Source organism: Marinobacter sp. JSM 1782161, assembly GCF_011421605.1.
Lineage (GTDB): Bacteria > Pseudomonadota > Gammaproteobacteria > Pseudomonadales > Oleiphilaceae > Marinobacter_A > Marinobacter_A bohaiensis.
On the sequence record NZ_WSSA01000007.1, the window covers coordinates 79,027 to 98,271 of the forward strand.

The following is a 19,245-nucleotide window of genomic DNA, read 5'->3' on the forward strand; positions in this document are numbered from 1 at the left end:
TCTACCAGATCAGGCGCGGGCGCTTCCGGCGTCGGTGACCTCCAGGATCACCCGGTGGCCGCCGGGAGCCGGGTCGTTGCGATAGGTCCAGCCCAGGCGTTCGGTGAGCTGAGCGGTCAGTTGCAGCCCCAGACCGAAGCCCAGGTCGTCGTTGGCCTCCTCGTCACTGGCCTGGTGGTTGTCGATGTGCACGGTGTGCCCGTGCTGGCGGATGCTGACCTCGCCCGCCCAGGTGTGCTGGAAGGCGTTGCGGATCAGGTTGCCGATGACCACCCGGGCCGCCACGTCCGGCAGCGCCACCGTGGCCGGATCGGTCTGCACGTCCAGGGTCACGTCCTTGTCCCGCAGCAGGTAACGGTGCTCGCTGACCAGCTCCTGGATCAGGTGATCCAGGGCGACGCTGCGTGTCGGCAGGTTGTCCGGCTCCTCCCGGCTCAGCCACAGCAGGGTCTCGGTCAAATGCTTCATGGTCAGGCTGGCGCGGTCCACCCGGTCGATGATGGACGCCAGGATGCTGTCCGCCGCCGCGGCCTGCTCCGGTGGCAGCGAGCGAATCAGCTCGACGTTGTTGCGGATCACGCTGATCGGCGTGCGCAGCTCGTGGCTGGTGTGGCGCAGGAAACGATGCTCCCGCTCCAGGCTGTTTTCCAGGGATGACAGGCTGGAGCGGACCAGTCCCGCCAGCTCGTTGAGTTCGGGATAGCGGAAGTCGGGCAGGGGATCGCGCAGGTTGCCGGTCTCAAGGCCGTGGGCCCATTCGCCCAGCCGCGCCACCGGTTTGGCGACCCGGCGCATGACCAGCCAGATCACCGCGGCCAGCGCCAGCGCGGAGCCGATGCTGATGATCAACAGTGCGTTGAGATTGTTGTGGATGGTGTCTTCCACCAGATCCGAGACCTGCTTGCGGGAAATCGCGTGGCTGATAAACAGGTCGCCTCCGTCCGACTGGAAACGCATGGCGAAATAGAGCCGGCCACGATGACCGTCCTGGCCCTCGGTATGCTGTTTGGCCAGGGTGGCGGGCCCATGGGGCGGCTGGGGTAGCGCACGGCGTACCGCTTCCGGTTGTTCCTGCCAGGACGAGGTCACCGTAAACGGGCCCACGTCCGGCTGGACCGTGCCGCCGGCCCGCTGGTCTTCGTAGCGTTCTACCGCGCGCTCCAGGGCGCCGACCATAGTGCTGTCCATGCCCAGCATGAAGTAATGGGCCGCTAGCAGGGAGTAGCCGCCCACCAGCAGGGCACCCAGGCCCAGGAAAATGGCGGCGAGCTGCCACTTAAGCCGGATCTGCCGAATCATCGCCGTCCTCCTTCAGAACGAAACCACGGCCGGGGACGGTGTGGATCAGTGGACGCCCGAAGCCCTGATCGACGATCTTGCGCAGGTGATGCATATGGACCTTGAGGCTGTTGCTGTCCGGCGGCTCGTCGCCCCAGACGGCCTCCTCCAGCGCCCGACGGCTGACAATCGCCGGCGAGGCGCGCAGCAGGGTTTCCAGCAGGCGCCAGCCGGTGGGGGAGAGCTTCAGCGACTGCCCGTCGCGAGTGGCACTCTGGGCGGACAGGTCCATGTCCAGCCCGGCGCAGCCCAACCGCTGGACCTGGCCACTGCGGCGGTGGGCCAGGGCGCGGATGCGCACCAGCATCTCCTGCAGTTCGAACGGTTTGACCAGGTAGTCGTCGGTGCCGGACTCGAAGCCCTCGACCTTGTCCGCCAGCTGGTCCCGGGCGGTAAGCATGAGGATGCTGGTGTCGTCGCCGGCCCGGCGCACTTCCCGGCACACGCTCAGGCCGTCCAGGCGCGGCAGGTTCAGGTCCAGCAGGATCACGTCGTAGCGGTTGTCACGGATCAACTGCAGGCCGCTGGCGCCATTGCTGGCGTGGTCGCAGCGGATCTGCTGGATGTCCAGGTACTGGACAATGGTCATCGCCAGGTCCCGGTCGTCCTCTACCAGTAGCACGTTCAGCATCAGGTCGTGGCCTCGTCGGTGTGCGGCTGGATCCGGAACCAGCGCTTGAAGCGTTCTTCAAGGTCGGTCTGGATGCGCAGCAGCACCGGGATCAGGATCAGGGTGATCACGGTTGCGAACAGGATACCGTATGCCAGCGAGACTGCAGCCGGAATCAGGAACTGGGCCTGGTGCGAGGTCTCGCCGAGCAGCGGATAGAGGCCGGCGAAGGTGGTGGCGGACGTCAGGATGACCGCGCGCATCCGGCTGGTGGCCGACTCCACGATCGCCTGCTTGCGGTCCATGCCGCCCCGGCGCAGATCATTGTAACGCGAGACCAGCAGCAGGCTGTCGTTCACCACCACCCCGCTGAGGGCGATGATGCCGTTGAGCGACAGGATGCCCAGGGACAGGTCGTTGAGCCAGTGGCCCAGCAGGGCGCCGACGATGCCGAAGGGAATCGCCGTCATGATCAGCAGCGGCTGCACGTACGACTTCAGCGGAATGGCCAGCAGCATGTAGATCACCAGCATGGCGATCAGGAACACCTGCGTCATGGAGGACTGGGTTTCCTGCTGCTGCTCCGCCTCGCCGGCGAAATGCACATCGACTCCCGGGAAGGCGCTCTGCACCTCGGGCACCACGTCCCGCTGCAGCAGGGAGACCAGCTCGGTGGAGGACATGGCGTCCTTGTTCACATCGCTGGAAATGTAGACCGCGCGCTTGTTGTCGATGCGGGTGATGGTGTCGCGGGTATAGCCCAGACTTGCCGTGGCCACCGAGGACAGGGCCAGCACCGTGCCGTCCGGTGCCCGGACATTGGACTGCATCACGTCCACGATGGACTGACGGTCGGCCTCGGGGAAGCGCACCTTCACCTCGATCTCGTCGTTGTTGCGCTGATAGCGCTGCACCACCTGGCCGTTGAAACCCTGCATGACCTGCTCGGCCAGGTCGTCGGTGGTCATGCCCAGCGCTTCCCCTTGGGGCGTGAGGGCCAGGTGCAGCTGGGGCTGGCCCGGCTGCAGGTTGTCTTCGATGCCGCTCACCGCGGGAATGGCTTCCAGCTTGCTGCGGAACAGTTCGCCGGCGCCGGTCAGCAGGCTGTCGTCGTTGGCGCGCAGCTCCACACGCAGGGCGTCGACGCCTTCGCGACGACTCTGGATGCTCAGGGTGCGGGTGCCCTCCGGATTGCCCGCCAGCGTGGTCCATTCCCGCACGAATTGATCGAGGTTGAAGGGGGAATCGTCCACCAGCTTCACGGTAACCGTGCCTGACTGGTCGGCCGACGAGGTCACCTGCAGGTGCTCGATGGCGCTGTCGCCCTCGTTGTGGCGCAGGTCGCGGTCGGCCTGGCGTGCGCTATCCTCCAGGTGCGTCAGGGCTTTGTGGGTCAGGCCGTAGCTGGCATCGTTCTGCAGTGTGATGTTGGCGCGCGCGGTATCGCCGGCGATGTCCGGGAAGAAGCTCATGCGGATGGTGCCGTCAAAGGGCATGGCCAGCACCAGGATCAGTACCGCCATGAACAGCACCACCACGGTGTAGCGGAAGTTCAGCGCCAGTCTGATCAGCGGGCGATAGGCCCGTTCGGTGAACGTTTCCATCGCGCCGGAGGCCAGGCCCTGGATACGGCCCCAGAGCTGGCCGACGGGGTTGCGGGACGCCGTCGTACGGGTCTTCAGGTGAGCCAGGTGCGCCGGCAGGATCAGCTTGGATTCGATGATCGACAGCACCAGGCACAGGCTGACCACGGCGGCAAACTGGGCGTAGAGCTTGCCCAGGCCACCCTCGATCTGGGACAGGGCGAAGAAAGCCACCACCGTGGTAAAGACGCCGAACAGGGTGGGGACGGCCACCCGCATGGTGCCGCGTACGGTGTTGCGCAGGGTGTCGCCCTCGGCCCGGCGCACGGCGTAGACGCTTTCCCCGACCACCACGGCGTCGTCCACCACGATCCCCAGCGCCATGATGAAGCCGAACGTGGTGAATTCGTTGAGCGTCAGCCCCAGGAAGGGTTCGCCCATGAAGTAGAGGGTGCCGAAGAACACGAAGGGCAGACCCATGGCCACCCAGAACGCCACCCGCAGGTTCAGGAACAGCGCCAGCAGGGCAAACACCAGCAGGATGCCGAACAGGGCGTTGTCGATCAGCAGTTGCAGGCGCTCGTTGATGGAGGTGCTGCGGTCGTACCAGGTCGCCAGTTGAACGGTTTCCGGCAGCTTGCCGTCGTCACGCCATTGCTGGACCACTTCCCGGGCGCCGTTGACCGAGTCGGAAATATCGTCGGTACCGGTGGTGACGATCTGCAGCGCGATGCTGTCCTTGCCGTCGAAGCGCGACAGGGTGGAGGTGGTGTCGTCGAAGGTGTCGCGGATCTGCGCCACGTCGCCAAGCCGGATGCGATCGCCGCTGGCGGTGGTGATCAGCGGAATATTGGCAAAGTCTTCCTTCAGGTAGGCCTGTTCCGAGGCCTTGAGCTGCAGGTACAGGTTCTCGTCCCGCAGGACCGCGGTCATGGCGCTGCTGGAGCCGGCGTTGACCGCGTCTTCCACGTCCGACAGGGTCAGGCCGTAGGCTTGCAGCCGGCCTTCGTCGATCTCGATGGCCATCATCGGGTCCAGCCAGCCGGAAATGGACACGCGACTGACGTTGTCGTGGGCCAGCAGGTCGGTTTTCAGGTTGTCCGCCAGCTGCTGCAGGGTGCGTCGGCCGGCGTCGCCGTAGAGCTGGATCCACAGCGAGTGTTCTTCACGCTCGCCTTTGCTGATCACCGGGTTATCGGCGTCGGCCGGGAAGTTGGAGATGGCGTCCACCTGGGTTTTGACGTCCCGCAGCAGGGTGTCCAGATCGTAGTCGGAGGTTTTCTCCACGGTGACGGTGGTGCCGCTGGTGGTGGAGGAGCTGGTGATCGAGTCGATGCCGGTCACGCCCTCGAGGGCGTCCTCGATCTTGATGGCGAGACCCTCTTCCGACTGCTTGGCCGAGCCGCTGTCGTAGGTCACCGAAATGGTGAGACTGTCCGGCTCCATGCTGGGAAAGGCTTCCTTCTGCAGCGAACCCAGGGCAATGGCGCCCAGGGCAATCACCAGCACCATCAGCAGGTTGGCGGCGACCGGGTTGCGTGCAAACCAGGGGATGATCCCCCGCTCCAGGGACGGTTCAGACATTGCCCTGCTCCTCGACCGGCTGCACGGCCATGCCTTCCATATAACTGCTCAGCGGCTGGCGCACCACCTGCTCGGCCTTGCCGTCCAGTTCCGCCGGGGGCGCGATGTAGATCGAGCCGTCGCTGGCGAACACCGGGTCGGCGGCGAAGCGGGCCAGGGTGTTGTCGGCGGTGACGTACCAGATCTCGCCGCTCTGGCTGAGGGCGGTCGAGGGCAGTTTCCACAGGCCGTCCACGTCCCTGCCGGCCAGGGACGCCTGCACGAAGGTGCCCGGCAACAGGGCGGGGGACTGGTCGAAGGGCGCGTCCACGGCGATCACCAGGGAGCGCTGGCGGCTGGTGCTGTCCAGGTGCTGGCGGGCGCGGATGACGTGGCCGGTCCAGTGCTGGCCGCTTTCGGTGTGGGTCAGGGTGACCGGCCAGTGGCCGCTGGTGAGGACAGACAGTTCGGGGAGTTGCGACCATTCCTCGGCGGACAGGCTGACGCTGATCTCCAGCCGGTCGGTGCTGACCAGGGTGGCCAGCTCGGTACCGGATTGCACGTAGCTGCCCGGCGCCACACTGCGGGCGGTGATCAGGGCGTCGAACGGCGCTTTGATGTGGGTCTGGTCCAGGTTGTAGCGGGCGGCATCCACCGCCGCCTGGGCTTCGGTAACGGCGGCGCGGGCGGACGTCAGCTGGGGCGCCCGCAGCACCAGCGGGGAATCCGGCTCGCCGGACAGGCCCGACGACTGCCATTCCATCTTCGCCTGTTCCCCCTGACGTTCTTCCTCCAGCAGGCTGACCCTGGCGCTGGCCAGGGTGTTCTGTGCGGTGGCCAGCGATTCGCGATAGCTGCTGTCCTCCACGCTCGCCAGCAGATCGCCCTGGGCCACGCGGTTGCCGGCTTCGAAGCCGTCGGTCAGGGTGACGATCTGTCCGGACACCTGGGCACTGAGCGTCAGCTCGTAGTGGGCGGCAGCTTCGCCGTAGGCGTCAACGCGCGCGGCGTAGGTGCCGGTCTGCGCGGTGACCACCGACACGGTCGTGCGCTGGACCGGTGTTTCCGGCTTGGTGAAGGGGCGCTGGTTGAAAGCCTGGGCCTGTTCCTGGATATAGAACACCACCGCGACCACCAGCACGATGGCGCCGGTCAGGGGCAGGCTGCGGATCAGTTTTCGTTTCATGACTTCACTCCCAGTCCAAGTGCCAGTCCCAGATCAATCCGGTTGGCCAGGCGTTGATAAATCAGGTCGTCGAGCTGTTCTTTGAGGTCGTAGGTTTCCTGCTGCACCGACAGCAGGTCGAGGATGTCCACCAGGCCCGAGCGGTAGCTCGCCTGGTATTGCTCCAGCGTGCTCTGCTGCCGCGCCAGGGCTTCGGCAATGTGTGTCTGGCGGATGCTCAGGGATCGCTCCAGGCCGAGGGCGTCTTCCACTTCACCGACGGCGTCCAGCAGGGTTTCGCGGTAGGCCTGGTAGGTCTGCGCCGTTTCCAGTTCGGCGGCGTCGGCGGCGGCGCGCAGCTCACCGCCCTGGAACAGCGGTGCGGTCAACTGGCCCAGCAGGCTCCAGGCAGGGTCGGTCAGCAGTGCCTGGGAAGGCGAGTCGGCTACGTCTTCCAGGGCGGCCTGCAGGTTGATGCTGGGCAGCAGGTCCTTGTAGGCGGCGCTGGTGCGGTAGTCGGCCGCTTCGATGGCGCGGTAGGCGGCCACCAGGTCCGGCCGGCGTTGCAGCGTCTGGGCCGGCAGGTCCGCCAGGGGCGTGAGCACCGCCGGGTAGTCGCCGGGCACGTTGCTGCCAGTGGCGGGGACCTCGCCCAGCAGGGTTTTCAGGGCGCGCTCCTGTTGGGCCAGGGTTTCGCGGTCGCTTTCCAGGGTGGCGCGGGCGCTGGCGGTGGAGCTGCGCGCGCTGTCGAGATCCTCCAGGGTGCCCAGCCCGTTGCGGTAGCGCTGCAGGATCAGCGTTTCGTTGCTTTCCAGGGTCGTCAGGCGCTCCTGCTGGATGGCGATGGCGTGGTGCTGGGCGATCAGCTCCAGCCAGCTGCTCATCACGTCCGCGGCGAGCGTGTCCCGGGCCGAGCGGTAGAGTTCCGCCTGCTGCTCCACATCCTTGCCGGCCGCGGCGGTGCGGTCGGCGATCTTCTGCCAGAGGTCGGCTTCCCAACTGACGGATACGGAGCCGGTATAGCTGTCGTCGCTGTCTTCGGCGTCACTGGCAGAAAAGCCGGCCTCCACATCGGGGAAGCGGTCGGCGCCGGTCTGGCGCAGTTCCGCCTCGCGGATACGCAGGGTCAGCAGGGTCTGCTGCAGGCCGGGGTTGGCGTCGATGGCTTGCTGGATCAGTTGATCGAGTGCGTCGGACCGGATCAGGTCATTGAGCGCGGTGACCGGTTCGCCGTCGACCTCGGTGGACCAGTCCGGCACCTGCCCGACCAGGGTCTGGGTCTGCTCCGGGTAGTCGGGTTGGTCGCCGGTCATGGCGCAACCGGTCAGCGTCAGCACAAGCGCGCCGGCAAGCAGGGAGTGGAAGTGGGCCCGAACCACGATGGCTGTTCTCCTCAATGACTGGCGTGTGTGGATAACACGCTCTGACGGCATGGGTTTGTCGACGACCTGCACTCTATCGAAGGCGAGGTTAAGGCGGGGTTAAGGCCGTTCGGGCCCCGTGTAGTTGAATACCGTCACAATTCTGCGGGTTGGTTAAACAGGCTGCTTTAAGTGGCGATAAACTGAACAGGTCGGGTCGTGTTAGGGCGCTGCATCGGGCGCCGAGGCGGCCATCGCAATTCGTCCAGGGAACAGGCTATGAAGGGCCAGTGGAGGCAATACAGCAAGAGCGTCGGGGCGATGGCCGGGCTGCTGGCCGCTGCGTTGGGAGCGCACGCGCAGGACACCCCGCTGGATACCAACGCGCGCACCACGATGCAGACCATTCCGTTCGAGTCGCTGGACGCCGCCGGTCTGGCCGATACGGCCATCGAGGGCGGGCTTGCGGCGCCGGCGGCCGGGCCGTCAAGCGCGTCCGCGTCGCCGGAGGACGACTACTACCTGGACCCGCTGGCGTTACAGCCCCGGGATGAGCGCACGGATCTGGGGCGCTACGAAATCCCGGCTGAGATCCGCTTCAGCACCCCCAAGGAGATTCCGGGGCAGACCCGGGGCAGCAACTACGTGATCCGTCCGCCGCAGAACCGCAGCTACGACGCCCTCAACACCCGCGTCCAGGGGCGCTGAGCCCTTCAGGCGCCGGACGGGAGACTGGCGTCGCTCTGGCCGATCACTTCCTCGTAGAAAAACTTCAGGGCCTGACGGGCCTGATTGAGTCGGGCGCGGGACAGGCGCAGCTTATCCTGCAGGTGCCCCAGAAACGCCTGGCGTTCGCTGTCGCCCAGGTCGGCCGGGTCGCGCAGGTCGTGGAACATGACATAGCGGCTGATCCAGTGCAGGTAGGTCTGCCCGGTGCGCTGGTTCAACTGATGGTTCTGGATGGCGCGATGAACGCGCGAAAACAGGCCGGACTGACTCTGGTCCAGCGCTTCGGTCATACTCATGGGAACTCGGTATCCGTCGATCTTGTTGTTGTTAGGGTGCGGGCATTCTATGACAAAGAGTTGAAAGAGGCACGTGTCGGTTCGGGTAAAAATCGAAGCGCGCCCGAGGGCAGGGCGCGCGGCAGGCGTCAGTCATTGCGCATGGCGTTGACCCGGTCGATATACTTCTGCATCGCGTCCTCCTGGGACAGGCCCTTGAGCTCGGCCCAGGCGTTGTACTTGGCCCGTCCCACCACGTCGAGCATGCCCGGCTTCTTGCCGGAGACGTCGCCCTGGGTGGCCTGTTTATAGAGCGCGTAGAACTCCAGTTTCAGTTCATTGGAGGGATTGGCGTTGCCTTCGCCCGTCTGGACGTAGTTCACCGCTTCCTCGAAGGTCGCTTTCAGGTCACTCATGGTCTTCCTTTCCTCCGTGACGGATCACTGCCGTCGTGGGTGTCTTCACCGGCTGAGTATAGCCTTGCCGTATACGCGCGTCACAGTCCGCACGGGCCGGCCGTTTCCAGCGCCGCCGGGATCGGCTACGCTTGCCCGGCGCGCCCGGAGAGGCGCATTCAGACACCGGAGAAAAATTATGAAAGCAAATAACAAACTGCACGGCATCGTCAGCCGCATCAATCGTCTGCCGGACTTTGCCCGTCCCCGGGCCCTGTCGCTTTTCTTTGGCAAGGCGGTTCCCTTCACCGGCACCACCGGTATCCGCATCGAGACGCTGGACGACAGCCGTTGCGTGATCAGCCTGGCCAACAAGCGCCGGGTGCAGAATCACATCGGCGGCGTGCACGCCGTGGCCTCCCTGCTGCTGGCGGAATCCGCCACCGGCTTCCTGGTCGGTCTCAACGTGCCGGACGACAAGGTGCCCGTCATCAAGACCGTGCGCGCCGAGTACACCAAGCGCGCCAGCGGCGATATGCGTGTCGAAGCCCGGATCACGCCGGAGCAGCAACAGCGGATGAAGACGGAGGAGAAAGGCGAGGCACCGATCCAGGTGACCCTGCACGATGCCGAGGGCAAGGAACCGATCGAGATTGAGATGATCTGGGCCTGGACGCCAAAAAAACGCCGTTAGCGTAAGACTTTGTGGTCATACGGTAACTACGTATACATTGCCAAAACCTTGATTTCTTGTAATTTTAGGCAGCCTCCGCTGGCAATAAGTTGCCCGTCGTACACAATTCGTACAAAAAGTGGCGATTTTTTGCTTGCGGGGGAAACGTGACGATGTGTAGAGTCTCGTCCGTACAGCGTGCCTGGAAGGCGCGCTTAAAGGAGAGTACCACGCCAACGGAGTTAGGGAGTCGTTATGGCTAAGGAAGGTTCCGTCGCGCCTAAAGAGCGCATTAACATTAAGTATATCCCCGCCACCGGTGATCAGCAGGCAGAAATGGAATTGCCGCTGAAGATGTTCGTCGTCGGTGACTTCAAGGGACACCCCGAAGAATCCTCGCTCGAAGAACGCAAGAGCATTTCTGTCGACAAGAACAACTTCCAGTCAGTGATGAAAGAAGCTGGCCTGAAGCTGTCCACGTCGGTATCCAACCGCCTCGACGATGAGGCCGACGACCTGCCGGTCAACCTCGAAATCGGCAGTCTTTCTGACTTTTCTCCCGATAGCATCGCCCGCCAGGTGCCTGAGCTGCGCAAGCTGATCGAGCTGCGTGAGGCGCTGATGGCCCTCAAGGGTCCGCTGGGCAATGTGCCGTCTTTCCGCACCAAGCTGCAGGAACTGCTCGACAGCGACGAAGCGCGCGAGAAGCTGCTGGCCGAGCTGGAGCTGGCGACCGGCGAAGAAGAGCCCGAGAAAGGCTGAACCAAGCAACCGTCCATTGAACCGGCGACCGGGCTGAATCCTCCAATCGCTGACCGCAGGATGCGGACAGGCCGGACCGCCTATGTTTGAAGACCCAAAACGTACTGAAGGGATGTGGTATGTCTGACACAGCTGTACAGCAGTCCGCTACGACCGAATCCGCCGAGGGGTCGCTCCTCGATCAGGTAATGGCCAACAGTCGTATGGCCCCGGCCGACGAAGGTTACGACGTTGCCCGTCGCGGCGTGGCGACCTTTATTGCCAACCTGCTGAAAAGCGATGAAAAAGGCCAGCCGGTCAACAAGGCCCTGGTTGACCAGATGGTGGTCGAGCTCGACCGCAAGATCAGCGCCCAGATGGACGAAGTCCTGCACGCTCCCGAGCTGCAGGAGCTGGAATCCTCCTGGCGCGGCCTGAAACTGATGGTCGACCGCACCGATTTCCGCGAGAACATCAAGGTCGATATCCTGCACGCCACCAAAGCGGAACTGCTGGAAGACTTCGAGTTCGCGCCGGACGTTACCCAGACCGGTTTCTACAAGCACATCTACGCCACCGGCTACGGCCAGTTCGGCGGCGAGCCGGTTGGCGCCATCGTCGGCAACTACGCCTTCACGCCGTCCTCGCCGGACATGAAACTGCTGCAGTTCGTGTCCTCCGTCGGTGCCATGGCCCACGCGCCGTTCCTGTCCTCCGTCGCGCCGACCTTCTTTGGTGTCGACAGCTTCCAGGAATTGCCGGCCATCAAGGAACTGGCCGACGTGTTCGAAGGCCCGCGCTACGCCAAGTGGCGTTCGCTGCGTGAGTCCGAAGACGCCCGCTACCTGGGCCTGACCGCGCCGCGCTTCCTGCTGCGTACGCCGTACGACCCGGAAGAAAACCCGATCCGCAGCTTCAACTACACCGAGGACGTCAGCGGCGACCACGAGCACTACCTGTGGGGCAACACCGCCTACCTGATGGCCACCCGCCTGACCGACAGCTTCGCCAAGTACCGCTGGTGCCCGAACATCATCGGTCCGCAGAGCGGCGGTGCCGTGGAAGACCTGCCGGTGCACCTGTACGAGTCCTTCGGTCAGCTGGAAGCCAAGATCCCGACCGAAGTGCTGGTCACCGACCGTCGTGAATACGAGCTGGCGGACCAGGGATTCATCGCCCTGACCATGCGCAAGGGCAGCGACAACGCCGCCTTCTTCTCGGCCAACTCCGTGCAGAAGCCCAAGGTGTTCCCGAACACCAAGGAAGGCAAGGAAGCCGAGACCAACTACAAGTTGGGCACCCAGCTGCCGTACATGATGATCGTCAACCGCCTGGCCCACTACATCAAGGTGCTGCAGCGCGAGCAGATCGGTTCCTGGAAGGAGCGTCAGGATCTGGAACGCGAACTGAACACCTGGATCAAGCAGTACGTGGCCGACCAGGAAAACCCGCCGGCGGAAGTTCGCAGCCGCCGTCCGCTGCGCGCCGCCCAGGTGACCGTGGCCGACGTCGAAGGCGATCCGGGCTGGTACCAGGTTTCCCTGGCTGTGCGTCCGCACTTCAAGTACATGGGTGCCAACTTCGAGCTGTCTCTGGTCGGACGCCTCGACAAGGAGTAAGTCGTGAGCTGGGACACCGGTGACCACGGTGTTCAGGCCACAGGGGGCAGCCTGTTCGAGCGACTCGACCAGGCTGCCCAGCCCGCAGGGAACGCAATGGGCGAAACCACCGGTGTGGTGGACTCCATCAAACGGCATCTTGTCAGGCTGCTCAACGCCCATCCGGGCAACAGCGCCAGTGCACCGGCCCTCGGGCTGGTGGACTTCAACGATGCCACCCTCGGCACCCAGGACCTGAACATCCGGATTCGTAGCGCCATTCGGCAGTGCATCGAGCACTACGAGCCGCGCGTAAAGCGCGTCGACGTGAAGACGCTGCCCGATGACTCCGATCCCCTGCAGCTGCGCTTCCAGGTTACCGTCCACCTGCGCGTGGACGATGTCGAAGAGCGAGCCACGATCGACCTTCTGTTGGACGACAAACGCTTTTACCGCGTGGTGTAGTCGTGAAGTTAAACAGATTCTATCGAGACGAACTGAATTTCCTGCGCCTGCAGGGACGCGAGTTTGCCGAGGCCCATCCTCAGCTGACCCGCTTCCTGTCGGAACAGAGTACCGATCCGGACGTCGAGCGCCTGCTGGAAGGCTTCGCGTTCCTGACCGGTAAACTGCGGGAAAAGGTGGAGGACGAGTTCCCGGAGCTGACGCACTCGATGCTCAACATGCTCTGGCCGAACTACCTGCGTCCCGTACCCAGCGCCACCATCATGCGCTTCGATCCGCTGTTGCACGCCATCAGCGAGCGCCAGATCATCCCCAGCCACACCGAAGTGCGCAGTGGTCTGGTGGGGGATCGCCGTGGCCAGACCCAGTGCCGGTTCCGCACCTGTCGCGACATCGCCATGTACCCGATGACGCTGGCTGATGCCCACGCCGAACTGTCGCGGGAAGTGTCCGCCGTGGAACTGACCATGGCGATGCACACCGACCAGCCGCTGTCGGAACTGGGCATGGACAGCCTGCGCTTCCATCTGGGTGGCGACACCTTCACCGCGCAGACCCTGTACCTGTGGCTGAACCACTGCCTGCAGGGCATCGAGCTGGAAATCGACGGCAAGGTGCTGCACCTGCCGAAGGACAGCCTGCGCCAGGTGGGTTTTGCCGCCGAAGACGCGATGCTGCCGTACCCCAAGAACGCCTATCCCGGGTACCGCATCATCCAGGAATACCTGAGTTTCCCCGAGTCGTTCCACTTCATGGACCTGACCGGACTGGACAAGCACCTGCCGGGCATCCAGGTGGACGAGTTCAAGCTGCGCTTCCGATTCAACCGGACGCTGCCGCCGGACGCCAAGGTGCGTTCCGAGAACTTCCAGCTGTACTGCACCCCGGCGATCAACCTGTTCAGCCACGAAGCCGAGCCCATCGACCTCAACGGCCGGCAGACCGAATACCGCATGCAGCCGTCGAGCCGCTTCGCCTCCCACTACGAGATTTTCAGCGTGGACCAAGTGGAAGGCTGGCTCGACAACCCGGTGGGCCGGGAGCGGGGCGAGCCCCGTCTGTATAGCGCGTTCGAGAGTTTTCAGCACCAGATCGAGCGCGATCGCAACCGCACGGCCCTGTATTACCGGGTCCGGGTGCGCGAGAGCGTGCGCGGCGACGGCTTCGATCACTACATTTCGTTCGTCCGCGGCGACGAGGAGCTGTGCCTGAACCAGCACGAGGCCATCTCCCTCACCGTCACCTGCACCAACCGGCAGCTGCCGGCGCAACTGGCGGTGGGCGACATCTGCGAGGCGACCCAGAGCACGCCGGCGTTCGCGTCGTTCCGCAACATCACCCGGCCCACGCCGACGTTGCGGCCGACCCTGGACGGCAGCCTGCTGTGGACCCTGGTGTCCAACCTGTCGCTGAACTACCTGTCGCTGCTGGATGTGGACGCCCTGCGCTCGGTGCTGCGGGTCTACGACTTCCGCGCCCTGGTGGACCGCCAGGCGGAGCGGGTGTCGCAGCAGCGGCTGGCGGGCATCCAGAACATCGAAACCCAGCCGGTGGATCGCATGTATCGCGGCCTGCCGGTACGGGGCATCCAGTCGACGCTGACGCTGGATCAGCAGTCGTTTGCCTCGGAAGGGGACCTGTACCTGTTCGGCACGGTCCTCAGTCACTTTTTTGCCCTCTACGCGAGTATTAACGCCTTTCACCTGCTGGACGTGGTGAATTCGGAGAACCAGGAGCGGTACACATGGACGTTGCGGACCGGGCAGCAGCCCCTGATGTAGCCGGCCTGCAGCCCGTTCTCGGGAACGCGCGCCGCTACAATTTCTTCCAGCTGGTGGACCTGATCCACCGCCTGCACGGGGACGACCTGGAGCGGGCCACCGACGATGCGCCGCAGCACGAGCGCATCCGTTTCTCGTCGTCGGCGGGCCTGGGTTTTCCGGGCAGCGACGTGCTGTCCGCCGGCCTGCCGGAGCACGAGTACGCGCCTTATCAGATGGAAGTCAGCTTCCTCGGGCTGCACGGCTCCCAGTCGCCGCTGCCGGGCTATTACCTGGAGGATCTGGCCTGGGAATACGGCCAGCAGTCGGGCATCCGGCGCTACTTCCTGGATTTCTTCAACCACCGGCTGGTGACCCTGTTCCACCGGGTCTGGCGCAAGTACCGCTATTACGTGCGCTTCCAGCCGGGCGCCAGCGATGCCTTCTCCGAACACGTCTTTTCCCTGGTGGGCCTGGGAGACAGCGACCTGCGCGGGGACACCCCGATCAACTGGTCGAAGATGCTGTCCTACGCCGGGCTCATGGCCGGGCGCAGCCGCTCACCGGATGTGGTCAGCGGCATCGTGGCCCACTGCTTCGATCTGCCGGAAGTGGAGATCGAGCCCTGGGTGCTGCGCAAGGTCAGCATTCCCGCCGACCAACAGACCCAGCTGGGTCGCGCCAACGGCCGCCTGGGTGAGGAAACCCTGGTGGGCGACAGCATCCGCGACCGCAGCGGCAAGTTCATCCTGCGCCTCAAGGAACTCAGCCGCGAACGCTTTATGGACTTCCTGCCCATCGGCCAGGACCACCAGAGTCTGGTCAAGCTGGTGGAATTCACCATGCGCGAGCAACTGGCCTTTGATCTCGAGCTGGAGATCCGCTCCGACGACGTCGAGCCCATGCAACTGGGCAACGACGCCCGCCTGGGCTGGACCACTTTCGTTAACCCGACACCGGGCGAGCCGCAGCAGGCCGTCCGCATTCAAATCCGGCGGTGATTTATGGAAACAGCAACCAAGACACGTCTCAGGCTGAGCATCTCCAATCCGGCGGACGTGGGCGTCAGCTCCGACCTCGGCTGCGACTTCGGCGAACGCGGCGGCTCCATCGGCTCGGCGGACAGTGACACCTGGCGCCTGTCGCCACACCGCACCGGCGTCCTGCCCGGGCATACCGAGATCCGCATGATCGACGGCCACTACTGCGTCATCGACCGCTCCGGGCGCACCTACGTCAACAGCGGCAGCATGCCGGTGGGTCGCGGCCGCCGCGCGCGCCTGATGGACGGCGACCGGCTGCGGGTGGGCAACTACATGCTGCAGGTGGACCTGATCGAAGGCGACGGCCCGCACGACATTCCGCTCGACGAAGCGCCGGACGACCCCATGCTGGTCAACGCCGAGGAGCGCGAGCTGGAAAAGGTCGATTTCGACGCGGAGAAGCCCGAGCAGCTCAACCCGCTGGACCACCTGGATCCGGCCCCCACCGAGCGCCAACAGCGCGACCCGATGGACGGCTTTGGTGAGCTGGAGCAGCAGGCGCGGGAGCGGCGCCAGACCGAAGAACTGCTCGACGACAACCCGGACTGGTACGGCAACCAGGCGGAGTCGAGCGATCCCTACATGGACGAACGGGAACGGGCCCTGCGCCTGCCCGTGATCAACGGAGGAAAGCGGCGCATGGAAGACGACCGCAGCGATCTCAGCCGTGGCGAGGCCACGGAACAGAGCCGCAAGCACATCAGTGGCGCGCCGCTGATGCGTGGGCTCGACAGCGATATGCGTTTTGACAGCAGCGACGCCATGCAGGGCTTCCTGGAAGAAGCCGGTCGCACCATCAAGGCCACCATCGAAGGCCTGCTGGACCTGCATCAACGCGAAGACAGCCGCCACCAGGCGCTGCGCACACGCCTGCAGCCGATCGAGGACAACCCGCTGCGCCTGGGCCAGGGCTACGACGACGTCATGCAGACCCTGTTTGCCGCCGAGCGCAGCCCGGTGCACCTGTCGGCGCCGTCCGCGGTAACCGAGAGCCTGACCGGCCTGCGCCATCACCAGCAGGCGACCCAGGCAGCGATCAGCGAGGCGCTCGACGCCATCCTGCACGCCTTCTCGCCGGAGAACCTGCTCAACCGGTTCCACGGCTACCGCCGTTCGCTGCAGCCGGGCGAGAACGAAGCGGCCTGGGCCTGGGACATGTACACCCACTATTACCAGGAGCTGCGCTCCAGTCGTCAGCGTGGTTTCGAGCGTCTGTTCGAGGAAGTCTTCGAGCAGGCCTACGATCACCACCTGCGCAAGCTGCAGCGGGAGTCCGTGCTGTGAGAATCGGTCAGTGGATCCTGTTGTGCGCGGTGCTCGGCCTGGCCGGCTGCTCCGGGCCCTTCAAGGCCATTTCCAAGTCGGCCCAGGTGATGTGGGATCCGGACACCCCGGTCGGCACGCCGGATGAGCAGCCGACCACCGTCGACCTGACCATGCTGGCGGAGCCGGACGTGAACCCCAACGACGCCATGCGGCCGGCGCCGATCATGTTCAAGATCATCGAGATGGAAGACAGCTCGATGATGCTGGCGGCGGATTTCGACCAGATCTCCGAAGACCTGGAAGACGCGCTCGGCGCCAATTACATCGACCACAGCGATTACGCCATGGTGCCGGGCCAGTTCAAGTACATCGAATCGTTCGAGGTCGACTCGGACACCCGTTACCTGGGCGTGGTCGCGTTCTACGCGTTTCCCAACGAATCCCAGTGGAAGAAGGTGGTCAAGGTCGACCCCATGGGCGGGCGCTATCACATCCTGGTGAACCTGCGCGAACGCGAAGTCATGATGCAGAAGGCGGATCAATAAGTATGTCGGCACATAACCGGGTGGTGTGGAGCGATGGCCTGTTCATCAAACCGCAGCACTTTCAGCAACAGCAACGATACCTTGAGCAGCAGATCACCGACCGTGCCTTTGCCGTGTCCGACTACCTGTACGGCTTCGGCGACCTGCAGCTCAACGACGAATACCTGAGCTTCGGGCGCATCGGCCTGGTGCGGGCCAACGGCCTGTTCCCGGACGGCACCGGCTTCAATCTGCCGATGGAAGACGTCATGCCCGAGCCGCTGGAGATCACCGATTCCTCGGTGGCCAACCAGGTGGTCTTCCTGGCCCTGCCGCTGACCTCGGACAGCCTGCCGGAAGTGGAATGGCCCGAGTCCGGCGTCTCCGCGCGTTTCCGCTCGGAGACCCTGGACATCCGCGACCTGCATTCCATCGACGGCGACCGTCACGCCATCGACCTGGCCAAGGTCAAACCGCGCCTGATGCTCGAGCGCGAGGACCTCAGTGCCTACGCCGCGCTGGCCATCGGCCGCATCCTGGAGAAGCGTCCGGACGGCAGCCTGGTGATGGACCCCAGCTTCATGCCGACCATGCTGAGCGTGCGCGCAGCGCCCAAGCTGCAGCGCTTCGTCGGCGAAATGGCGGGACTGATGCGCGAACGCGCAAAGAACATCGCCGAACGGGTCGGGTCGCCCAATCAGGGCGGCGTCGCCGACGTGTCCGACTTCATGCTGCTGCAGATGCTCAACCGGGCCCATCCGCGCTTCATGCACCTGGCGCGGGTGCGTCAGCTGCATCCGGAGCGTCTCTATGAGGCCCTGCTGGAACTGTGCGGCGAACTGGTGACCTTCACCGACGAGAACCGGCTGCCCAGCGAGTACCCGGGCTACGACCACGACCTGCCGGAAGCGTCCTTTTCGCCGCTGATGCAGGTGTTGCGTCAGTCCCTGAGCACGGTGCTGGAGCCGCGCGCCGTGGCGATCCAGCTGCAGCAGCGCCAGTACGGCCTGACGGTCGCGCCGATCCAGGACAACCAGCTCATGGGCCAGGCCGAGTTCATCCTGGCGGTGCGCGCGGACATGCCCACCGACGACCTGCGCAAGCAGTTCACCCAGCAGTGCAAGGTGGGTTCGGTGGAGAAAATCCGCGACCTCATCAGCCTGCAGCTGCCGGGCGTGCCGCTGGTACCGCTGCCGGTGGCACCGCGCCAGCTGCCGTACCACGCCGGATTTACCTACTTCCAGCTCGACGCCCGCAGTCAGGCGTGGCAGATGCTGGACAACGCCAGCGGTTTCGCCTTCCACGTGGCGGGCGATTTCCCGGGCATCGAGATGCAGTTCTGGGCCATCAGGAGCTAGATCATGGACGATTCCAGCGTAATGTCAGCCCCGCAGGAAGACGCTTTCGGCAAGATGCTGTTTGAAGAGAACGGCCACAGCGAAACCACCGCCGATGAAACCTTCCGCCTGCGCGGTTTCGAACACAACCGCCTGGTGGACGCGGCTCTGCCGCTGCTGGGACTGGTGATCCGGGCGCGCCGGCTGGCGGATTTCAGCCGCGTGCCGCAGCTCTACCAGCAGGTGGTGGACGAAGTCACCGACATCGACCGCGAGCTGATCGAGCAGGGCTACGAGCGCCCCACGGTGGTGGCCTACCGCTACGTGCTCTGCGCCTTCATCGACGAGGCGGTGCTGGGTACCGACTGGGGCGCTCACAGCGTCTGGTCCCAGCAGTCGCTGCTGTCGCGCTTCCACAACGAGACCTGGGGCGGCGAGAAGGTGTTCGCCATCCTGTCGCGCATGGAACAGGAGCCGGATCGTTACCGCGACATGCTCGAGTTCATCTATCTGGCGCTGTGCCTGGGTTTCGAAGGCCGTTACAAGGTGATGGAAAACGGACGCGACGAATACGAGCGCGTGATCGCCGGCCTGCACCGCCAGATTTCCGACCTGCGCGACGAGGAAGTGCCCGAGTCCCTGGGCAATGCCCTGGAGCACGTGACCCCGTCGCGCAACCGCTTCCGCACCGGCCTGCCGCTGTGGAGCATTTTCGGCGTCTTCATCGCCGCCATGGTCACCGTTTACAGCCTTTACGACACCGCACTGGATAAGCGCATCACGGACGTGCTCGCTGTGCTGGCACAACTCCCGAATTAG

The 19,245-nt window shown here is 64.6% G+C and carries 18 protein-coding genes; 11 read left to right on the forward strand and 7 right to left on the reverse strand.

Annotation, left to right across the window (positions count from 1 at the left end; all coding sequences use genetic code 11):
- Nucleotides 1-9 precede the first annotated feature (9 nt).
- Genes GQB00_RS21555 through GQB00_RS21575 form a run of 5 tightly spaced genes read right to left on the reverse strand, consistent with a single transcriptional unit; the run spans nucleotide 10 to nucleotide 7,638 of the window.
- Nucleotides 10-1,299, reverse strand: coding sequence for a sensor histidine kinase (locus tag GQB00_RS21555; RefSeq protein ID WP_165857756.1), 1,290 nt, complete (start codon nucleotides 1,297-1,299; stop codon nucleotides 10-12).
- On the reverse strand, nucleotides 1,277-1,969 hold the full coding sequence (locus GQB00_RS21560; RefSeq protein WP_165857757.1) for a response regulator transcription factor: 693 nt from the start codon (nucleotides 1,967-1,969) through the stop codon (nucleotides 1,277-1,279). The genes GQB00_RS21555 and GQB00_RS21560 overlap by 23 nt, the downstream gene beginning before the upstream one ends.
- Complete coding sequence (locus GQB00_RS21565; RefSeq protein WP_165857758.1) at nucleotides 1,969-5,115, reverse strand: efflux RND transporter permease subunit; 3,147 nt, start codon at nucleotides 5,113-5,115, stop codon at nucleotides 1,969-1,971. The genes GQB00_RS21560 and GQB00_RS21565 overlap by 1 nt, the downstream gene beginning before the upstream one ends.
- On the reverse strand, nucleotides 5,108-6,280 hold the full coding sequence (locus GQB00_RS21570; protein WP_165857759.1) for an efflux RND transporter periplasmic adaptor subunit: 1,173 nt from the start codon (nucleotides 6,278-6,280) through the stop codon (nucleotides 5,108-5,110). The genes GQB00_RS21565 and GQB00_RS21570 overlap by 8 nt, the downstream gene beginning before the upstream one ends.
- A complete protein-coding gene (locus GQB00_RS21575) occupies nucleotides 6,277-7,638 on the reverse strand; it encodes a TolC family protein (RefSeq protein WP_323127314.1) in 1,362 nt (453 codons plus the stop codon). Before GQB00_RS21575 ends, GQB00_RS21570 begins: the two co-directional genes overlap by 4 nt.
- Nucleotides 7,639-7,899: 261 nt before the next feature.
- Between GQB00_RS21575 and GQB00_RS21580 the strand changes: the two genes are divergently transcribed.
- The gene (locus GQB00_RS21580) at nucleotides 7,900-8,328 is read left to right on the forward strand and encodes a hypothetical protein (protein ID WP_111498553.1); all 429 of its coding nucleotides are present in this window, start codon (nucleotides 7,900-7,902) and stop codon (nucleotides 8,326-8,328) included.
- A 5-nt stretch (nucleotides 8,329-8,333) separates the two neighbouring features.
- On the opposite strand, the gene GQB00_RS21585 is transcribed toward GQB00_RS21580, so the two are convergent.
- Both GQB00_RS21585 and GQB00_RS21590 read right to left on the reverse strand, forming a co-directional pair.
- Entirely contained in the window at nucleotides 8,334-8,645 is a 312-nt protein-coding gene (locus tag GQB00_RS21585; protein ID WP_111498554.1) for a site-specific integrase, read from the reverse strand.
- A gap of 128 nt (nucleotides 8,646-8,773) precedes the next feature.
- Nucleotides 8,774-9,040, reverse strand: coding sequence for an acyl-CoA-binding protein (locus tag GQB00_RS21590; protein ID WP_111498555.1), 267 nt, complete (start codon nucleotides 9,038-9,040; stop codon nucleotides 8,774-8,776).
- Nucleotides 9,041-9,218: 178 nt separating this feature from the next.
- Between GQB00_RS21590 and GQB00_RS21595 the strand changes: the two genes are divergently transcribed.
- From GQB00_RS21595 to icmH, 10 genes are all read left to right on the forward strand, one after another.
- Nucleotides 9,219-9,713, forward strand: coding sequence for a DUF4442 domain-containing protein (locus tag GQB00_RS21595; RefSeq protein WP_111498556.1), 495 nt, complete (start codon nucleotides 9,219-9,221; stop codon nucleotides 9,711-9,713).
- Nucleotides 9,714-9,947: 234 nt separating this feature from the next.
- Nucleotides 9,948-10,454 carry a type VI secretion system contractile sheath small subunit gene (tssB, locus tag GQB00_RS21600; protein WP_111498557.1) on the forward strand — a complete coding sequence of 169 codons (507 nt, stop codon included), beginning with the start codon at nucleotides 9,948-9,950 and terminating at the stop codon, nucleotides 10,452-10,454.
- 119 nt (nucleotides 10,455-10,573) lie between these two features.
- On the forward strand, nucleotides 10,574-12,052 hold the full coding sequence (gene tssC / locus GQB00_RS21605) for a type VI secretion system contractile sheath large subunit (protein WP_165857760.1): 1,479 nt from the start codon (nucleotides 10,574-10,576) through the stop codon (nucleotides 12,050-12,052).
- A gap of 3 nt (nucleotides 12,053-12,055) precedes the next feature.
- Nucleotides 12,056-12,496 carry a type VI secretion system baseplate subunit TssE gene (gene tssE, locus GQB00_RS21610; RefSeq protein WP_111498559.1) on the forward strand — a complete coding sequence of 147 codons (441 nt, stop codon included), beginning with the start codon at nucleotides 12,056-12,058 and terminating at the stop codon, nucleotides 12,494-12,496.
- 2 nt (nucleotides 12,497-12,498) lie between these two features.
- Nucleotides 12,499-14,277, forward strand: coding sequence for a type VI secretion system baseplate subunit TssF (tssF, locus tag GQB00_RS21615; protein WP_111498560.1), 1,779 nt, complete (start codon nucleotides 12,499-12,501; stop codon nucleotides 14,275-14,277).
- Nucleotides 14,241-15,257, forward strand: coding sequence for a type VI secretion system baseplate subunit TssG (gene tssG / locus GQB00_RS21620; RefSeq protein WP_111498561.1), 1,017 nt, complete (start codon nucleotides 14,241-14,243; stop codon nucleotides 15,255-15,257). The genes tssF and tssG overlap by 37 nt, the downstream gene beginning before the upstream one ends.
- A 3-nt stretch (nucleotides 15,258-15,260) precedes the next feature.
- Nucleotides 15,261-16,583 (forward strand): type VI secretion system-associated FHA domain protein TagH, encoded by a 1,323-nt coding sequence (gene tagH / locus GQB00_RS21625; RefSeq protein ID WP_165857761.1) that lies wholly within the window; start codon nucleotides 15,261-15,263, stop codon nucleotides 16,581-16,583.
- Nucleotides 16,580-17,110, forward strand: a complete 531-nt coding sequence (gene tssJ / locus GQB00_RS21630) for a type VI secretion system lipoprotein TssJ (RefSeq protein ID WP_165857762.1) — start codon at nucleotides 16,580-16,582, stop codon at nucleotides 17,108-17,110. Before tagH ends, tssJ begins: the two co-directional genes overlap by 4 nt.
- A gap of 2 nt (nucleotides 17,111-17,112) precedes the next feature.
- On the forward strand, nucleotides 17,113-18,447 hold the full coding sequence (tssK, locus tag GQB00_RS21635; RefSeq protein WP_111498564.1) for a type VI secretion system baseplate subunit TssK: 1,335 nt from the start codon (nucleotides 17,113-17,115) through the stop codon (nucleotides 18,445-18,447).
- A gap of 3 nt (nucleotides 18,448-18,450) precedes the next feature.
- Nucleotides 18,451-19,245, forward strand: coding sequence for a type IVB secretion system protein IcmH/DotU (icmH, locus tag GQB00_RS21640; RefSeq protein ID WP_165857763.1), 795 nt, complete (start codon nucleotides 18,451-18,453; stop codon nucleotides 19,243-19,245).